The sequence below is a fragment of the Microbacterium sp. S308A+ genome (assembly GCF_049800815.1).
GTDB lineage: Bacteria > Actinomycetota > Actinomycetes > Actinomycetales > Microbacteriaceae > Microbacterium.
Window position 1 is genome coordinate 313864 of the sequence record NZ_JBNAFT010000002.1, and the last position, 17014, is coordinate 330877.

The window sequence follows — 17014 nt, forward strand, 5'->3', positions numbered from 1 at the left end:
AGATGTCGACGACTGCGACGCGCAGCAGGGAGAACACTCGTGCGCGCCTCCTGGAGGCCGCGACCCAGGTGTTCGCCGAGGTCGGTCTGGAAGGCGCGACCGTCGAGGCCGTGTGCGAGCGGGCGGGGTTCACCCGCGGCGCCTTCTACTCGAACTTCGCGTCGAAGGACGAGCTGTTCCTCATGCTCGCGGCCTCGGTCTCCGCCGAGCGCCTGCAGGCGGTGCGGGAGCGGGTCGACGAGCTCACCGCCGGGGGAGGCCTCGACGCGGAGTGCGACGCGAGTGCCCTCGTCCAGCAGGTCATGGACGCCGGCAGCGACGACCGTCTCGGAGTGATGCTGCTCAGCGAGATCCGCATCCGCGCGCTCCGTGACGAAGCGTTCGGGAAGGCCCACCTCCTCCAAGAGGAGGAGATGGTCGCCGGGATCGCGCGGATCATCACCGACGTGGTCGACACGGGGAAGATGGCCTTGCGCGTCTCGCCGGACTTCGCCGCCCGCTCGCTGCTGGTGATGTGGGAGGGCATGACCGTGCGGGGCGCCATGGCGGGGGAGGACGCTTCGAAGCTGCGGCAGACGGGAAGCGCCGCGCTCGCCCAGATGGTGGAGCTGCTGCTGGGCTGAGGCCGGCGCCTGTCGGCGTCAGCCTGCCGCGAGGAGGGCGTGGCAGCGTCCGAGGCGGTCCAGCCACCAGTCCCTTCGCTCCGCTGATGCGGCGAGACGGTCCAACGCCTGCCGATCGGGCGTCACCCTTCCCACGGCGACCGTCCCGTCGGAGGGGCGTGCCTCGGCGACGTCGTCGGTGAAGAGCGAGGCCGTGCCGAGGCCGCAGTCGTAGTCCAGTGTCGGCAGAGCGGCGGCGAGGGCGGCTCCCTGGGAGAGGCCGACCGCCGTGTCCAGGGCGCTCGAGACGACGGCGGGGAGCCCCGCATCGGCGACGATCGCGATCGCGCGGCGGACGCCGCCGAGGGGCTGGGCCTTGACGACGAGGAGATCCGCGGCGCCGGCCCGGGCGACCGCCAGCGGGTCGGTGGCCTTGCGTACGCTCTCGTCGGCAGCGAGGGGGATGTCCAGGTAGCGGATGCGTGCGCGGAGGTCGGCGAGCTCCGGGATGGTCGCGCAGGGCTGTTCCACGTACTCGAGGTCGAACGGGCCGAGCGCGTGGATCGCGCGCTCGGCCTCGTCGAGGCTCCACCCGCCGTTCGCGTCGACACGGATGCGTCCTTCCGGGCCCATCGCCTCCCGGACGGCGCGCACGCGGGCGACGTCGTCGGCGAGCGTCTGACCGGGCTCGGCGACCTTGACCTTCGCGGTGCGGCATCCGTCGAAACGGGCGAGCACGACGGGCACCGCCTCGGCGGGCACGGCGGGGACGGTGGCGTTCACGCGGATGCGATCGCGCAGGAAGGGAGGGCGTCGCTCCCAGGCGTCGGCGAGGGCGGCGGCCAGCCACGTCGACGCCTCGGCATCGTCGTACTCCGCGAACGGCGAGAACTCCGCCCAGCCCTCAGGCCCTTCGAACAGCAGGGCCTCGCGCACGTCGACGCCGCGGAATCGCGTGGTCATGGGGAGAGCGACCACGCGGGCGGTCTCGAGCACCTCTGCCAGCGGCGGGATCATGCGTCCATCATGCCCCGATGCCTTCAGCGGCGTCCTCGCGACCCGCGGGCACCTGCTCGGACGGAAAGCGGACCCCGCACTCTAAGGTGTTGTTGACAATAGTGTGTGTCGCACTATATAGTCGAACGCATGAGTCAGGACGAGTTCGACGGCCACCTCCAGGAACTGCGGCGCGGCACGATCGTGCTCGCGAGCCTGCAGCTCCTCCGCGAGCCGGGCTACGGGTACGGCCTGCTCGAACAGCTGGCGTCGGCCGGGTTCCCCACCGATGCCAACACGCTCTATCCCCTGCTCCGCCGTCTGGAGAAGCAGGGCTTCCTCGACAGCGAGTGGAACACCGAGGAGGCGCGCCCGCGCAAGTTCTACCGCACCTCGGCCGCGGGCCTTCGCCTGGCCGACACCCTCATCCGCGAGGTCGCCGCGATCGCGGCGGCGACCTCCGCCCTCAGTGAATCGGAGCACTGACATGTCTCGTCCCACCACCGGCGCCCGCTATGCCGAGCGCTACGCCGCCGCCGTCGCCCGTGCGGTCCCCGCCTCCGCCAGGGAGGAGGTGCGCGCCGAGGTCGCCGCGACCATCGCCGACGAGGTGGAGCCGCGACTGGCCGCGGGGGAGACCCCGGACGACGCCGAACGCACGGTCGTCGCCGGTCTCGGCGATCCGATGGCGTACGCGGCCTCGCTCGTCGACCGGCCGATGTGGCTGATCGGCCCGCGGTACTACGCCTCCTGGGTGCGGCTTCTCCGCATCCTGCTGCTCATCGTCACGCCCTGCGTGATGGTCGGGGTCGCGATCGCGACCCTTCTCCAGGGCGGCGGCATCGGCGAGGTCATCGGCGCGATCGTCCCCGCGCTCCTGCAGAGCATCGTGCAGATCGCCTTCTGGACCACGCTCGTCTTCTTCATCCTCGAGCGCACGGGCTCCACAGGAGAGACGATCACCGAATGGAGCCCGGATCAGCTGCCGGCGTATGAGACGCGCGGCATCGCCCTCTCGGATTTCGTCGCGACGGCCGTGATGAGCGTCATGCTCGGCGGGGCAGTGGTCTGGGACCGGTTCGTCGGCTGGGGGCCCCGTGCCGTCCAGGTGCTCTCGCCCGATCTCTGGCCGGTCTTCGGCATCGGCTTCCTCGTGATCCTGGCGCTGACGGTCGTCGTGGCGGGGCTCGTGCTGGTCAGGGGCGGATGGTCCCTCCCGCTGGCCATCGCCAATCTCCTGCTCGGGGCCGTGACTGCCGTCGTCGCGGTGGCGCTCGTCTGGCAGCACCGCCTGCTCCACCCCGACCTCGGCGCGCTCTTCGGCGGCGCCGGGACGACGGTCGGCACGATCCTCGACGTCGTCCTCACCGCGGTGTTCCTCGGCGTGCTCGTCGGATCGGCCGTCGACGGCTTCCGCAAGCTCCGCCGCGCGCCGGTCGTCTGACGTCCGCGACGCGTCCCGTCCCGTCCCCCGCGGGGAGGCACGGGACGGGCGACAGGGTGGGCGGGAATAGGCTGGACGGCGTGACCGAAGCAGCCGTCTCCGCCCTGTTCGACCCCGCCGAGTGGCGTCTCGCCCCGGGGGCGGACGCGTACACGGACATCACCGCCCATGTCTCGCAGGACGGCAGGATCGCGCGGATCGCGTTCGACCGTCCGGAGGTGCGCAACGCCTTCCGCCCCCATACCGTGGACGAGCTGTTCCGCGCGCTCGATGTCGCTCGGCAGGACCCGAGGATCGGCGTGGTCCTGCTCACCGGCAACGGCCCGAGTCCCAGAGACGGCGGCTGGGCGTTCTGCTCCGGCGGCGACCAGCGGATTCGCGGACGTGACGGATACAAGTACTCGGACGCGGAGGGGGAGGTGCAGGACCCTGCCCGCGCCGGTCGGCTGCATATCCTCGAGGTGCAGCGGCTCATCCGGTTCATGCCGAAGGTCGTGATCGCGGTCGTCCCCGGCTGGGCCGCCGGCGGAGGGCATTCGCTGCATGTGGTGTGCGACCTCACGATCGTGTCCGCTGAGCACGGGCGGTTCAAGCAGACCGACGCGGACGTGGGATCCTTCGACGCCGGCTACGGCTCGGCCTATATGGCACGTCAGACGGGGCAGAAGTTCGCGCGCGAGGTGTTCTTCCTCGCCGAGGAGTACTCGGCCCAGCGTGCCTACGAGGCCGGGGCCGTGAACCGCGTGGTGCCGCACGCTGAGCTGGAGCGGGAGGCGATCGCGATGGCACGGACGATCCTCACGAAGTCGCCGACCGCGATCAGGATGCTGAAGTTCGCGTTCAACGCGGTGGACGACGGGCTCGTCGGCCAGCAGGTCTTCGCGGGGGAGGCCACCCGTCTCGCCTATGGGTCGGACGAGGCGGTGGAGGGACGCGACTCCTTCCTGGAGAAGCGCGAGCCCGATTGGTCTCCCTACCCCTGGCACTTCTGAGCCCATGATCCCGCTGCGCACGACCGACGTCACCGACCATCGCGGGTTGCCCCGGGCGGTCGAGGCGGCCCTCGACGGGAGCGCCCCGCTCGCCCTGGGATTCGACCCGGGTGCCGCCGATCGCGTGCCGGAGGGGACCGCGGTCGTGATCGCGACGTCCGGCTCGTCGGGCGTGCCCAAGCGTGTGGTGCTGAGCGCGGCGGCGTTGCGCGCGAGCGCCGAGGCGACGGCGGCGCGGATCGGAGCGGGACAGTGGCTGCTCGCCCTCCCCGCGGGCTACGTCGCCGGCCTGCAGGTGCTCGTGCGCTCCTTGCTCGCGGGCACCCGACCCGTCGCGCTCCGCGGGCGCTTCGCTGTCGGCTCCTTCCTCGACGCGGCGGCGGAGCTGGACCGGGAGCCGGCGTTGACCTCGCTCGTCCCCGCCCAGCTGGCCACGCTCGTCGAGGCGGCGGACGATGCCAGGGTCCGTGACGCGCTGGGACGGTTCGATGCCATCCTCGTCGGGGGGCAGGCGCTCCCGCCGTCTCTGCGTGATCGTGCGGCGGATCTCGGCGTGCGTCTCGTCCGGACATACGGATCCAGCGAGACGAGCGGCGGCTGCGTCTACGAACGGACCCCCCTGGACGTCGTGAGGGTGCGGGCCGTCGACGGTGAGCTGCAGATCGCCGGGCCGACGCTCGCCGCCGGCTATCTCGGCGACGAGGTGCAGACCGCCGATCGCTTCATCTGGGACGCGGGCGTCCGGTGGTATCGGACGGGAGATCTCGGCGAGGTCCGGGACGGGATCGTCCGGGTGGTCGGCCGCGTCGACAACGTGATCGTCTCGGGCGGCGTCAACGTCTCGCTCGACCGTGTGGAGGCGGTCGTCCGCGGTCTCGCGGGGTTCGGCGGCGCGGTCGTCGTCGGGGTCGACGACGACCGCTGGGGCGAGAGCCCGGGGGTGGTCGTGCCGCGGGGAGAGCTTCCCGGCGCCGACCTGCCTGCAGAGGCGCCTGCCGGCGGGGAGCATCTGGGCGCGCTTCGGGAGGCGGTCGGCACGGTGCTGGGCGTCGCCGCCCGCCCCTCGATCGTGCTGCCGGTCGAGGAGGTGCCGCTGCTCGCCTCGGGAAAACCCGACCGGACGGCGATCCGGCGGATCCTCCATGAGGCGGCACACGGCTCGGGTCCACGTTCCGGGATCTGAGCCGCCCTTCGGCCTGAACCTGGGCGGCGGGTCCTCGACATCGGGCGTGACGGCTGACCTCCGGCGCTCCTATACATCTCCGGAGGGACGATCTGCCGTGCACGCTCGCGTAGCGTGAGAGGGGTGTTCCGTTCCGTTCCGCGTCCCTGGCTCGTGCTCGACATCGTCGGTTCCGTGCTGGGCCTCATGGTCACGCTGCCGATCTCGCTCGTCGTCAGCTCGGGGAGCCTCAGCCAATGGCTGCCCTCCTCGTCGATGACCACCACGCTCTACGCCCTCGTCGGTGTCCTGATGTGGGGAGCGGCGGCGATCAGCCGTCTCTCGCCGCAGCTCGGCCTGATCGTCGCCTGGGTCGCGGCGATCATGCAGATGGCGGCCGGGTTCTGGCCCACCGGGTACAACCTGGCGATCCCGATCGTGCTCTTCGCGACGGCCGCCTGGGGCAGTAGAGCGGTGCTCTGGTGGGGCGCGGGCTCGGCGCTCGTGGGCGGGACGGTGGCGGGCGGTTACACTGCGCTGGCCATCGCCCCCGGTTACGTCGACCAACCGGATTTCGGTGTGAAGGTCTCGACCCTCTTCGTCTTCGTGAGCGCGCTCGTCATCTTCGCCCTCGTGATCGGCTGGGGAGCCGGCGCCCTCTGGCGTCAGGTCCTGAACGGTCGGCGCACCCGCGACGCTCAGGTGCGCGCCGAGGCGATGGCCGCGTCGGAGCAGGAACGGGTGCGGATCGCGCGGGACATGCACGACGTCGTCGCGCACTCCCTCGCCGTGGTGATCGCGCAGTCCGACGGCGCCCGGTATGCGGCCGCCGCCGATCCCGCGGCCGCGACGGCCGCCCTGACGACGATCGGGCAGACCGCGCGCGCCGCCCTCTCCGACGTGCGGCTGCTGCTGACGCAGCTCCGGCACCGTCAGGGCGAGGGTCCGCAGCCCACGCTCGCCGATCTGGAGACGCTCTACGCGCAGGTGCGCGCGGCGGGCGTCGAGCCGCGCGTGACCGTGGATCCGATGCCGCCAGGTGAGCCGCCCGGGGCGATCCAGCTCGCCGTCTACCGGATCCTCCAGGAAGCGCTGACCAACGCCCTGCGGCACGGTCGCGGCGAGGTCGACGTCCGCCTGTCGTGGTGGCCGGACCGGGTCGTCCTGCGGGTTGCGAACGAGGCCGGCGCCGCCCCCGCACACGGCTCGGGCGGCCACGGGATCGTGGGGATGCGCGAGCGCGCACAGCTCGTGGGCGGTACGCTGGCGGCCGAGCGTGCGGGCGAGTGGTTCGTCGTGGACGCGACGCTCCCGATCGGAGGTGTCGGATGATCCGGGTCGTGCTCGTGGACGATCAGGCGCTCTTCCGCGCGGGTGTGCGGATGCTCGTCGCGTCGCAGGCCGACCTGGAGGTCGTGGGCGAGGCGAGCGACGGCGTCGAGGCGATCGACGTGGTGCGACGGACGCGTCCGGACGTGGTGATGATGGACATCCGGATGCCCGTGATGGACGGCCTCACCGCGACCTCGCACATCCTCGGCGAGCCGGACCCGCCCCGTGTGGTGATGCTCACCACGTTCGATCTGGACGAGGCCGCGGCGCGGGCCATCCGGCAGGGTGCGAGCGGCTTCCTGCTCAAGGACGCGGACCCGGAGTTCCTGCTCGCCGCGATCCGCACCGTCCATTCGGGATCGAGCGTGATCGCCGCCTCCGCGACGCGCGACCTGTTCGCGCATTTCGCGGCCCCCCAGCCCGCCCCGATCCCGTCGAGCTATGAGGACCTCACCGAGCGCGAGCGGGAGATCTTCGCGCTCGCTGCACGCGGGCTCTCGAACGCCGAGATCGCGTCCCGCGAGTTCCTGTCCGAGGCCACGGTGAAGACGCACATCAGCCGCATCCTCACCAAGCTCGGCCTCCGCGACCGGGTCCAGCTCGTCGTGTTCGCCTTCGAGCACGGCCTGAACTGAGCCCGCGCGCCCGTCCCGACCCGATATCCGGGACGTCGGGCGGCGGATCATCCTCCGGATGTATGCGGATGCATCCTGTGACCGACGTGGCGCGAGGCCACCGATCCGTAGCGTCGTCGGTATGGAGATCACGACCAGCGACCTGGGCCTCGCCGCCCGCGTCCAGCACCTGACCAAGACCTACGGCGCAGGCGAGGGTGCGGTTCGTGCCCTCGACGACGTCAGCGTCGGCATCCGCCGGGGGCAGTTCACCGCGATCATGGGGCCGTCCGGGTCCGGCAAGTCGACGCTCATGCACATCATGGCGGGCCTCGACGCCCCCACTGAGGGGCGCGCATGGATCGGCGACACCGAGATCACCGGCCTCGGGGACCTCGACCTGACGGTGCTGCGTCGCCGCAGGGTCGGCTTCATCTTCCAGGCGTTCAACCTCATCCCGACCCTCGACGCGCTCGGCAACATCCTGCTGCCGTTCGAGCTCGACGGGCGGCGTCCCTCCGCGGTCGAGCGGGCCCGGATCGACGGGCTGATCGAGACCCTCGGGCTCGGCAAGCGGCTGCGTCATCGCCCGCACCAGCTCTCCGGCGGCCAGCAGCAGCGCGTGGCGATCGCTCGCGCGCTCGCCACGGCTCCCGACCTCGTCTTCGCCGATGAGCCGACGGGCAACCTCGACTCGGCGACGGGGCGCGAGGTCCTCCAGCTCCTTGCCGCCGCGAGCCGAGACCATGGACAGTCCATCGCCATGGTGACCCACGACGCGATCGCCGCGAGCCACGCGGACCGGGTGCTGTTCCTCGGCGACGGGCGGATCCAGGCGGACCATCCGCGTCAGAGCGCCGAGGAGATCGCCGCCTACATGCTCGCAGCGGAGGTGTCGGCATGACCGCGGCGACGGCATCCGGCACGTTGCTGGAGACGCCCCTGAGCCCGTCCCGGCTCGGCTGGCTGCGTGATCGCGGCATGGGGGCGAGCATCCTCGTCGCGACCCTGGCGGCAGCCTTCGGCGTCTTCCTCGTCGAGGTGACGGTCTACATCGGCGCCATGCTGAAAGCGGATCCGGAGATCGGCGAGAGCGGGACGCTCGCGGTCGTCGTCGCCATCCTCTCCGTCCTGCTCGCCGGTGTGGCGATGTACGTCGCCGCGATCGTCACGGCCAACACCTTCGCCACGATCGTCGCCGGACGCACGCGCCGGATCGCCCTCATGCGCCTGATCGGGGCGTCGGCCCGCGCGCAGCGCACCGAGGTCGCCAGACAGGGCTTCGTGGTGGGGATGATCGGCGCCCTCGTCGGGCTCGCGGTCGGCATCGGCATCTCGGCGGCGGGTGCTGTGATCGGCGGAGCGATGCTGCCGCATCCTCCGGCGTCGTTCTCGCTCTTGCAACCGGGTGTCCTGCTGCCGGTGATAGGCGTGGTGCTGACGACCTGGGTCGCGGCGTGGGCCGGCTCCCGCCGAGTGCTCGTCGTGACGCCGCTGCAGGCGCTGGGCGGATCCGCCGATCGCACACACGAGGAGGTCGCCAGCCGCCCCGGGCGTCATGTCGGGGCGCTGATCCTCCTCATCGGCGGCGCGCTGCTGCTCGCGGCCGGGGTCGTGGCGGGTCTCACCAGCCCCCTCGGCGTGGTGATCGCGTTCTTCGGCGGTGTGCTCTCGTTCACGGGACTCTCCATCGGCGCGACCCTTGTGATGCCGCCGGTCCTCCGCCTGGTAGGACGCCTGTTCGGAGCCGGCCCCACCGCTCGTCTCGCGGCGGAGAACGCTCTGCGCTATCCGGAGCGCTCCAGCCGTACGGCGATCGGGGTGGTCATGGGCGTGACGCTTGTGACGATGTTCGCGGTGGCGATGGAGTCGGCCAAGGCGCTCCTGCTTCGCCAGACCGGCGAGGGAGATCCCGACATCTACCTCGCGCCGATGGACGCCTTCGCCTCGGTCATGATGATCCTCGTCGCGATCTCGGCCGTGATCGCCTCCGTCGGCCTCGTGAACCTCCTCACGATCGGCGTCGTCCAGCGCCGCCGCGAGCTGGGCCTTCTCCGGGCGATCGGACTCACCGGCCGCCAGATCCGGCTGATGGTGCTGCTCGAGGCCGTGCACATCACGGTCGCGGCGACGATCACGGGGCTCGTGCTCGGCATCGCCTACGGATGGATCGCCGCGCAGTCGCTCCTCGGGTCTCTGCCGGTGATGCCGGACTTCGAGCCCGCTGGCCTCGTCGCCCCCGCCGTGCCGTGGGCGCCGGTCGTGGCGATCGTGGTCGCGACCGCGGCGCTCACCCTCATCGCCTCGGTCACCCCGACGCGACTGGCCACGCGGGTGGCCCCCGTCGAGGCCCTCGCGGCCGACTGACGTGCCCCTGCGGCGTCAAGGAGCGCGGGTCAGGAGGCGGGGAGCGGGTTCCGCGTCGCGACGGGTCCCGGATCGTGGGCCCAGTGGCGGGCGAGTCGGCGGATCCGCCGCGCCCGCCACTGCCACGTGAGCCACAGCGAGGGCCAGAACAGCGCAGCCGTCGGCCCGCCGATCACCAGCCGCTCACGCCAGAGGGTCCGTGTGGGGTCCCCGGAGACCGGAGCGACGGCCAGCTGATGATCCCAGACGTCCAGCGCGGCGAGCGGCCCGGTGAGGGGAATGCCGCTGTCTCGGAGGATCCGCACCATGGCGCCGCCGTGGCTGAGGCGGCGGTCCGAGACCGCGATCAGCTGCCGACCCAGCGGGATGACGCCCAGCAGACGCAGCCGCACCCCGGTCGAGGCACGAGGGTCGAGCGATCCGGCAACCGCCTCGGCCTCGGCCGGGTCGAGCGGATCGACGGTCACGAACGGGCCGTACATCTCGGCCAGGACCGTCGGGGAGTGCAGCGCCCGCCATGCCGCGTCGGCATCCGTGTCGAGCGTGAGCTTCAGCAGGATCCTCATCTCCCCATCCAAGCACCGTCGTCCGGATGCCGGCGTCGTCGTGTGAGGCAAGGAGATCGGTTCCGTGCCGTCTCGCTCAGCGGGGGGCGCTCGCCGCCAGCCGGTCGGCCGGGGTGATCTCCCGGCGGGTCCAGACGAAGGCGAAGCGCTCGTCGAAGCGGCGGGAGCAGCGCGCGCATGACGTGGGCCGTGACGGGCGGCGATGGCGGTACGCCGTGTGCCCGGCCGGACAACGGCCCACCCAGGGCGCGAGCTCGGTCGCGGTCTCGCCTGTGTGGGTCGTCCCGCCCACGTAGCCGAGGTCACGGGCGATCTGCTTCCAGGACGGGCCGTGGGCCGCCTCGTGTCCGGCGAGCGCGTGCGCCACCTCGTGCAGAAGCACCTGATGGATCTCATCGTCGTCGAAGCGCGCGGCCAGATACCGAGAGACGGTGATCCGGCGGTCGCGGAAATCGCACTGCCCCGCGCGGCGCTTGGCGTTGTCGAACCCGAAGGACCAGGTGCCGTCGAGATGCGCTCGCAGCAGAGCCTCGCCCCAGAGGCGCACACGGGCCAGATCAGCCATGGGGAAAGAGTAGGTCATCCCGGGGACATCGGTGACGCGCGACCGGCAAAGGAAGAGAAGGCGATCGCTCCGGTGGTCAGCCCGCGACGAGCGCGAGGCCGCGGAGGCGTTCGACCGCCTCGATCGCGAGGAGAGCGGACTCGAGCGCCGCATCGTCGGCACCGGCCTCGCGGCGGAGAAACAGCGTGCGCTTGAAGCTCTCTCTGGCCTGGTCGAAGTCGCCGGACTCGAGCGCGGTCTTTCCGTGGTGCTGATGCGCGAAGGCGGCGATCGCCACCCACCCCTGCCCCTCGGCCTCGTCGACGCAGGTCGCCAGCTCCTGGTCGGCGGCCGCGTAGGCGCCCTGGAACTGCAACACCGTCGCCCTGAGGATCCGCGCCCGCAGGAGGTCCTTCCGGGTCCCGGCCATGCGGACCTGGCGCACGGTCTCGTCGGCGAGAGCGAGGGCTTCGTCCAGGCGTCCGAGCACCTTCAGGAGCCAGACCCGCTCGAGGAGGGCCGGGAGGCTGCGCTGCTGCTCGATCTCGTCCAGCCGTGCCTCGCATTCGACCGGATCGACGACTTCGCGGAGGTTCTCGGGGTCGTATCCCTTGATGAATCCCACGTGTCCGTCCTCCCCGCTCGGCGATCTCATCCTCCAGTCTGCCTCCCTGTCCGGGGCTTTGCGAACCGGCGCGCCAGGGGTGACGAACTCGTCGCCGAGCTCGGTGAGCGGTGATCAGCGCAGGAAGATCCCGGCGTCGGGACGAGGGGAGTCGACCGCGGTCGCGTCCGTGACGATCGCGGCGTCGCGGGCGAAGGCGGCGACCTCGGCCCCCTGTGCGACCTTGGCCGGATGGGGGCCGGCCGCGAGGACCCGGGGGAGTGCGTCGGCGCGGAGCGGCGTCGCGGCGGCAGCCAGGACCAGGTTGCCGAAGCGGCGCCCCTTCAGGATCTGTGCGTCGGCGAGGATGGCGACCTCGGAGAGCACGGCGCGGATGGTCGCGACCTGGCGTCGGGCGAAGGCGAGACCTGGTCCGTCGGCGACGTTCACGAGCAGCACGCCATGCGGGGCGAGGAGAGCGGCGATCTCCCGGTAGAACTCCACGCTGGTCAGGTGCGCCGGCGTCTGCGCGCCGGAGTAGACGTCGGCGATCACGAGGTCGACCCGTCCGGTCATCGCCGCGGGCAGTCGTCCGATGCCTTCCCTGGCGTCCCCGACCCGGATCCGTATCGATGCGCCGCGGGGAAGCGGGAGCTGGGTGCGGACGAGCTCCACGAGGGGCGCCTCCAGCTCGATCACCTGCTGCCGCGAGCCGGGGCGGGTCGCGGCGACATACCGGGGGAGCGTCATCCCTCCGGCGCCGAGATGCACCGCGGTGAGCGCGGCGCCAGGCTCTCCCAGCTGGTCGATCAGGGCGCCCATCCGCGCGACGTACTCGAAGTGCAGGTGGGTCGGGTCCTCCTGGTCGACGTGGGACTGCGGGGTCTCGTCTATGAGCAGCTCGTAGCCGCCGCCGAACTCGGCGGGGAGCACCCGGGCGATCGAGCCGGACGAGAGTCGCGCAGACGGGTGCTCGGCTGCCTGCGCACGTGTCCTTCCCATGCCTACGAGCCTACGGCCGGCGGCAGGCGGGGCCCTAGGTCACGGGTCGATCACGACCCTGGAAGTAACTTGCACGCAATTTGTTCATCGTAGATACTTTTTCACACAGGCGAGTGAATCCGACGTCGCCCAGGAACTTTCAAAGAGGAGATTCCCCGATGAAGAAGCGCATCCTCCCGCTCGTGGCGCTCGGCGCCGCGGCAACGCTGGGCCTCGCAGCCTGCTCCGGCGGCAGCACCCCGGCGGCGAGCAGCGGCCCGGTCGACGGTAAGGGCAAGACCCTCACCGTCTGGATCATGAAGGGCACCAACCCCGACGCTTCCGCCTTCTACGACGAGGTCTCGGCCGAGTTCGAGAAGGAGACCGGTGCCAAGGTCAAGGTCGAGGAGGTGCAGTGGGCCGACGCCCACGACCGCTTCGTGACCTCGATCGCCGGTGGCACCACTCCCGACGTCGCCGAGACGGGCACCACCTGGACCGCCGAGTTCGCCGACGCGGGCGCGCTGCTGCCGCTGGACACCTACGTGGACGCGGAGAAGGGCCTGAAGGACGATCTCGTCGAGGGGCTGAAGGTCGCGGGCACCTACGACAAGGAGCTCTACGGCATGCCGTGGTACGCGGGCGTCCGCTCGATCGTGTACCGCACCGACGTCTTCCAGGAGCTGGGCCTGAAGGCACCGCAGAGCTGGGACGACATCGTCAAGGCCGGCGAGGCCATCAAGGCGGCCAAGCCCGACATGATGCCGTTCCCGGTCCCCGGTGACGCCGAGTTCCAGGTCTACCCCTGGGTCTGGGGCGCCGGCGGCGAGGTCGCCACCGAGAAGGACGGCACCTGGACGAGCGAGCTCGACAGCGAGAAGTCGCAGGCGGGCATCCAGTTCTACACCGACCTGGCCACCAAGCACGGCTTCTCCTCGGCGGGAGCGACCACGTGGAAGGAGACCGATCTGCGTGACGCGTTCAGCAAGGGCAACGTCGCCATGATGCTCTCCGGCTCGTGGACCCCGAAGAGCCTGATCGAGTCCAACCCCGACCTGCAGGGCAAGATCGGTGCCGCCGTCATCCCTGGCGAGAAGGGCGACATCGCACCGTCCGTCCTCGGCGGATCGCACCTCTCCGTCTTCAACAACACGAAGAACCCCGAGCTGTCCTGGGCGTTCGTGAAGATGATGACCACCGGGGCCTTCGCGGAGAAGTGGGCGAGCCAGACCGGCTACTTCCCGGGCGTGCAGTCCGCGATGAAGGAGGCGCTGGCCTCGACCGACCCGCTCGTGGCGCCCTTCGCGCAGCAGATGGTCGAGGGCGGCGCGTCCGTCCCGGTCACCCCGAACTTCGGCGCCGTCCAGGCGAAGAAGACGACCAACTCCATGATGCAGGCCATCCTCAGCGGGCAGAAGGACGTCGCGGCCGCGACGAAGGACGCTGCCAAGGAGATGACCGACCTGCTCAACAAGAAGTAGGACACCTCCATGTCGATGGTGCAAGCACCACTGCCGGCCACGGGGGCGGAGCGCCGCTCCGCCCCCGTGGCCGGCGGCCCGTCCGGCCGCGGCAGGAAGAAGCCGAGCTGGGTGACCGCCCGCCCCTGGCTCCTGCTGGCACCGGCGCTGATCATCCTGGCCGTGCTCATGCTCTGGCCGCTCGTGCAGGTGTTCGTCTTCTCCCTGCAGGACTACGGCCTGCGTGAGATCAACACCGGCAAGACGAACTTCATCGGGTTCGACAACTACGTCGAAGCACTGACCAATCCGACCCTGTGGACCGTCGTGCTCCCGAACACCGTCGGCTTCGCGGCCGTCGCCGTCGTCGCCACGGTCACCGTCGGCACCCTCGTCGCCCTGCTGCTGGCTCGTCTGGGCACGGTGTGGCGCACCATCGTCTCCAGCTGCATCATGGTCGCCTGGGCGATGCCCGCCGTGACCGGCACCTATGTGTGGACCTGGATCTTCGACGCCGATCGCGGCGTCTTCAACGCCCTGCTCCAGCAGTGGGGGCTCATCGACGGCCCGGTCAACTGGTTCACCAACCAGTGGGCGTTCTACGCCATCGTGCTCCTGAACATCGTGCACCACGGCTTCCCGTTCGTCGCGGTCACCGTGCTCGCGGGCCTCCTCGGAGTCTCGAAGGAGATGCTGGAGGCCGCCGAGCTCGACGGCGCAGGGGCGTGGCGTCGCTTCTGGAAGATCATCTTCCCCACTCTGAAGCCCGTGTTCTCGGTCGTGATCATCCTGTCGACGATCTGGGACTTCAAGGTCTTCGCGCAGGTGTATCTGATGCCGGGGGGCAACGGCGGCAACCGCTCCGTGCTCAACCTCGGCGTGTGGTCCTACGTCGAGTCGTTCGGACAGAACCGCTACGGGTTCGGCTCCGCTCTCGCCGTGCTCCTCACGCTCGTGCTGCTGGCGATCACGGTCGTGTATGTCCGCGCCCTCATGAAGGAGGACGAGCTGTGAAACCCCGCAATCGCGTCCTGTCCCGCATCGGACTCGGCGTCGGCGTCGCCGCCGTCCTGCTCTTCACCCTCTTCCCGGTGTACTGGATGCTCTCCAGCGCCTTCGACAAGAAGGCGTCCAGCGGCGGCCAGTCGCTGCTTCCCCAGGAGCCGTCGCTCGACAACTTCGCCTTCGTGCTCACGGAGGGCGGCTTCGGCACCTTCCTGCGCAACTCCCTCGTCGTCGCGCTCGTGACCGTGCTGGTGAGCGCGCTGGTGTGCCTCCTCGCCGCCGTCGCCGTGGCGCGCTTCCGTTTCAAGTTCCGCACCTCGATCCTGCTGATGATCCTCGTCGTCCAGATGGTGCCGCTCGAGGCGCTCGTGATCCCGCTGTTCCTGCAGGTCAAGAGCCTGGGCCTGCTCAACAGCATCCTCGGACTCATGGTCGTGTACGTCGCGCTCTCGCTCGCCTTCGGGATCTGGATGCTGCGAGGCTTCGTCCAGGCCGTCCCGGTGGAGCTCGAGGAGGCGGCCTACATCGACGGCGCGAGCTGGTGGCGGATGTTCCGCTCCGTGCTGCTTCCCCTCGTCATGCCAGGGCTCGTCGCGACGAGCGTGTTCAGCTTCATCACCGCCTGGAACGAGTTCATCTTCGCGATGACGATGCTCGGCGGGGCGAAGGACCAGTACACGGTCGCGATCGGCCTGAAGTCGTTCTTCGGCGAGCACGCCAACGACTGGGGCAGCATCATGGCCGCCTCGACGATCATCACGGTTCCCGTCATGATCTTCTTCGTGATCGTGCAGCGTCGCCTGTCCAGCGGCCTGGTCGCGGGGGCGGTGAAGGGATGAGCGACGACCTCGAACGCCTCGCGAACGGCGTGCTCTGGCCCGGCTTCTTCGGGACCACTGCACCCGACTGGCTTCGCGACGAGCTGGAGCGCGGTCTCGCCGGCGTCGTGTACTTCGGGCAGAACATGGGCCCAGGGGTCCCTGCGCTGAGCGCTGAGCTCCGCGCGGCCAACCCTGCCGTCCTCATCGGCATCGACGAGGAGGGCGGCAGCGTCACTCGGATCGAGGCCGCGACCGGTTCCACCATCCCCGGGGCGGCGCAGCTCGGCGCGCTCGACGACGTCGACGCGACCCGTGCGACCGGTGCGGAGCTCGCGCGCCGTGTCCGGCAGATCGGCGCCGACGTCGTCATCGGCCCCGTCGCCGACGTCAACACCGATCCACGCAACCCCGTGATCGGGGTTCGTGCGTTCGGCGCCGACGCCGATCTCGTCTCTCGGCATGTCGCCGCGGAGGTCGAGGGCATCCAGGGCGGAGGCGTCGCCGCCTGCGTCAAGCATTTCCCCGGGCACGGCGACACTCATCTGGACTCCCATCACGACCTCCCGACGGTGGACCTCGATCCCGAGGAGTTCGCGCGTGTGCACCTTGCTCCCTTCCGCGCGGCGATCGCCGCCGGCGCGGACTCCGTGATGACGGCGCACATCGTCGTCCCCGCCTGGGGCGAGGAGCCCGCCACGCTCAACCCCCGCGTTCTGGGCATGCTCCGCACCGAGGGCTTCGACGGCGTGATCATCACGGACGCCCTCGACATGGCCGCTGTCCGTGAGTCGGTCGGCATCGGCGGTGGGGCCGTGCGCGCCCTCGCCGCCGGCGCAGACCTGCTCTGTATCGGAAACCCGACGAACCCGGGCGACGCGGCGCTCCCCGACCAGGACGAGCACGACTTCCACGCGGCGCGCGACGCGATCGTCGACGCTCTGCGCGACGGGTCGCTCTCTCGCGAACGGGTGGCGGAGGCGGGTGCGCGGGTCTCGCGCCTCGCCGCGAAGCTCCGTGCCGAAGCCGGCGGAGGGGGCGGCGGTGACGACTATGACGCGGTCGCCATCGTGCGTCGTGCGGTCACGGTCCGCGGTGATCTCGGTGCCCCCGCCCCCGCGCTCGCCGTGATCGACGCTCGTCGGCGTTCGTCTCTGGCCGTCGACAGCGCGGCGTCGTACGTCTCGGCGACCCTGGCCGAGGGCGGGCCGATACACCGCCTCGACCCGGCGCGGGCGACCGCGCCGGAGCGCGCCCAGATGCTTCGTGACGTCGTCGCCGCCGCCGAGGCGGACGGGGCCCGGGTGACTGTGCTCGTGGACCGGATCGACACCGACGAGGGCCAGCGTGTGCTGCTCGCCGAGGTGGCCGAGGCCGTCCCGACCGCCGCCGTGGTGAACGTGGGGCTTCCCGCGGCGAGCGTCCCCATGGCGCTCGCCGTCGTCGAGGTGGGAGCGGCGAGCCGCATCGGCGCCGCCGCGGCACGCGAGAGGCTGGTCGGCGCGCCCCGGTGACGGACGTGTCGCG

The 17014-nt window shown here is 70.9% G+C and carries 18 protein-coding genes; 13 read left to right on the plus strand and 5 right to left on the minus strand.

What is annotated here, in order from left to right; all coding sequences use genetic code 11:
- Positions 1 to 2 precede the first annotated feature (2 nt).
- Positions 3 to 623 (plus strand): TetR/AcrR family transcriptional regulator, encoded by a 621-nt coding sequence (locus tag ACP15J_RS07260; protein WP_424936345.1) that lies wholly within the window; start codon positions 3 to 5, stop codon positions 621 to 623.
- Positions 624 to 641: 18 nt separating this feature from the next.
- Here ACP15J_RS07260 and ACP15J_RS07265 read toward each other — a convergent pair whose 3' ends face one another.
- The gene (locus ACP15J_RS07265; RefSeq protein WP_424936346.1) at positions 642 to 1619 is read right to left on the minus strand and encodes an o-succinylbenzoate synthase; all 978 of its coding nucleotides are present in this window, start codon (positions 1617 to 1619) and stop codon (positions 642 to 644) included.
- Between the two features lie 129 nt (positions 1620 to 1748).
- On the opposite strand from ACP15J_RS07265, the gene ACP15J_RS07270 reads away from it, so the two are divergent.
- The 8 genes from ACP15J_RS07270 (at position 1749) to ACP15J_RS07305 (ending at position 9509) form a co-directional block, all read left to right on the plus strand.
- Positions 1749 to 2084, plus strand: coding sequence for a PadR family transcriptional regulator (locus ACP15J_RS07270; RefSeq protein WP_424936347.1), 336 nt, complete (start codon positions 1749 to 1751; stop codon positions 2082 to 2084).
- Position 2085: 1 nt separating this feature from the next.
- On the plus strand, positions 2086 to 3042 hold the full coding sequence (locus ACP15J_RS07275; protein ID WP_424936348.1) for a hypothetical protein: 957 nt from the start codon (positions 2086 to 2088) through the stop codon (positions 3040 to 3042).
- An 80-nt stretch (positions 3043 to 3122) separates the two neighbouring features.
- Entirely contained in the window at positions 3123 to 4034 is a 912-nt protein-coding gene (locus ACP15J_RS07280; RefSeq protein WP_424936349.1) for a 1,4-dihydroxy-2-naphthoyl-CoA synthase, read from the plus strand.
- A 4-nt stretch (positions 4035 to 4038) separates the two neighbouring features.
- A complete protein-coding gene (locus ACP15J_RS07285; RefSeq protein ID WP_424936350.1) occupies positions 4039 to 5217 on the plus strand; it encodes an AMP-binding protein in 1179 nt (392 codons plus the stop codon).
- A 123-nt stretch (positions 5218 to 5340) separates the two neighbouring features.
- Positions 5341 to 6528, plus strand: a complete 1188-nt coding sequence (locus ACP15J_RS07290; RefSeq protein WP_424936351.1) for a sensor histidine kinase — start codon at positions 5341 to 5343, stop codon at positions 6526 to 6528.
- Entirely contained in the window at positions 6525 to 7163 is a 639-nt protein-coding gene (locus ACP15J_RS07295; protein ID WP_424936352.1) for a response regulator, read from the plus strand. Before ACP15J_RS07290 ends, ACP15J_RS07295 begins: the two co-directional genes overlap by 4 nt.
- Before the next feature lie 121 nt (positions 7164 to 7284).
- A complete protein-coding gene (locus tag ACP15J_RS07300) occupies positions 7285 to 8046 on the plus strand; it encodes an ABC transporter ATP-binding protein (protein ID WP_424936353.1) in 762 nt (253 codons plus the stop codon).
- Positions 8043 to 9509 carry an FtsX-like permease family protein gene (locus ACP15J_RS07305; RefSeq protein ID WP_424936354.1) on the plus strand — a complete coding sequence of 489 codons (1467 nt, stop codon included), beginning with the start codon at positions 8043 to 8045 and terminating at the stop codon, positions 9507 to 9509. Before ACP15J_RS07300 ends, ACP15J_RS07305 begins: the two co-directional genes overlap by 4 nt.
- A 29-nt stretch (positions 9510 to 9538) precedes the next feature.
- On the opposite strand, the gene ACP15J_RS07310 is transcribed toward ACP15J_RS07305, so the two are convergent.
- The 4 genes from ACP15J_RS07310 to ACP15J_RS07325 form a co-directional block, all read right to left on the minus strand.
- Positions 9539 to 10075 carry a hypothetical protein gene (locus ACP15J_RS07310; protein WP_424936355.1) on the minus strand — a complete coding sequence of 179 codons (537 nt, stop codon included), beginning with the start codon at positions 10073 to 10075 and terminating at the stop codon, positions 9539 to 9541.
- Positions 10076 to 10151: 76 nt separating this feature from the next.
- Entirely contained in the window at positions 10152 to 10640 is a 489-nt protein-coding gene (locus ACP15J_RS07315) for a SprT-like domain-containing protein (protein WP_424936356.1), read from the minus strand.
- A 76-nt stretch (positions 10641 to 10716) separates the two neighbouring features.
- Complete coding sequence (locus ACP15J_RS07320; protein ID WP_424936357.1) at positions 10717 to 11244, minus strand: hypothetical protein; 528 nt, start codon at positions 11242 to 11244, stop codon at positions 10717 to 10719.
- 114 nt (positions 11245 to 11358) lie between these two features.
- Entirely contained in the window at positions 11359 to 12225 is an 867-nt protein-coding gene (locus tag ACP15J_RS07325; RefSeq protein WP_424936358.1) for a spermidine synthase, read from the minus strand.
- 158 nt (positions 12226 to 12383) lie between these two features.
- Between ACP15J_RS07325 and ACP15J_RS07330 the strand changes: the two genes are divergently transcribed.
- From ACP15J_RS07330 to ACP15J_RS07345, 4 genes are read left to right on the plus strand one after another with little or no spacing between them, the layout of a single operon-like run.
- Complete coding sequence (locus ACP15J_RS07330) at positions 12384 to 13685, plus strand: sugar ABC transporter substrate-binding protein (protein ID WP_424936359.1); 1302 nt, start codon at positions 12384 to 12386, stop codon at positions 13683 to 13685.
- Between the two features lie 9 nt (positions 13686 to 13694).
- A complete protein-coding gene (locus tag ACP15J_RS07335; protein WP_424936360.1) occupies positions 13695 to 14678 on the plus strand; it encodes a carbohydrate ABC transporter permease in 984 nt (327 codons plus the stop codon).
- Positions 14675 to 15508, plus strand: coding sequence for a carbohydrate ABC transporter permease (locus tag ACP15J_RS07340; protein ID WP_424936361.1), 834 nt, complete (start codon positions 14675 to 14677; stop codon positions 15506 to 15508). Before ACP15J_RS07335 ends, ACP15J_RS07340 begins: the two co-directional genes overlap by 4 nt.
- Positions 15505 to 17001, plus strand: coding sequence for a glycoside hydrolase family 3 protein (locus tag ACP15J_RS07345; protein WP_424936362.1), 1497 nt, complete (start codon positions 15505 to 15507; stop codon positions 16999 to 17001). The genes ACP15J_RS07340 and ACP15J_RS07345 overlap by 4 nt, the downstream gene beginning before the upstream one ends.
- Positions 17002 to 17014 lie beyond the last annotated feature (13 nt).